Source organism: Psychrobacter sp. NG27 (assembly GCF_016106655.1).
In the GTDB taxonomy this organism is placed as follows: domain Bacteria; phylum Pseudomonadota; class Gammaproteobacteria; order Pseudomonadales; family Moraxellaceae; genus Psychrobacter.
The window spans coordinates 1-559 of sequence record NZ_JADGIN010000036.1; the positions used below are offsets into that span (position 1 = coordinate 1).

Sequence of the window (559 nt, forward strand, 5' to 3'; positions counted from 1 at the left end):
CTTCATGAGGACGTAATTGACGTGAAGCATACGCCACTACTCTTCCCTCTTGCATCAACACACACCCCAAGCCTTGCCCGCTTGCATCGCAATACACTTCAAATGTTCTTTTAGGGTCGGGCAAAATTAACACTGGAGCTGTTGTCAATCGCCTCTTCAACTCTTGGAAGCTTTGATCACATTTCTCATTCCAGACAAACTTCTCATTCTTACGAGTCAGCTTAGTTAGGATTAGCGCTAACTTAGAAAATCCCTCAATGAATTTCCTATAATAGCCGGCCAACCCCAAGCACAGGGTGACGAAGGTAGTCTTTTCCATATCCTCTGGCGCCATCTTTATCTGATTGTAACCGGAGAAACCATCCATGAAGGAAAATAAAGCGAAATTGGCCGTGTTATCTACGAGGATATCGATGTGTGGTAAAGGAAAATTGTCCTTGGGACTGGCCCGATTCAGGTCCCGATAATCCACACACATTCGCACCTTCCCATCCTTCTTAGGGACTGGTACAATGTTGGCAACCCATTCTGGGTACCGAGCGATAGCCAAAAAACCAGC

1 protein-coding gene is annotated in these 559 nt (G+C 46.0%); it reads right to left on the reverse strand.

The features are described from left to right. A partial coding sequence (locus IP485_RS13720) for an RNase H-like domain-containing protein (protein ID WP_198327776.1) occupies nucleotides 1–472 on the reverse strand: 472 nt, incomplete at its 3' end. Nucleotides 473–559: the final 87 nt, after the last annotated feature.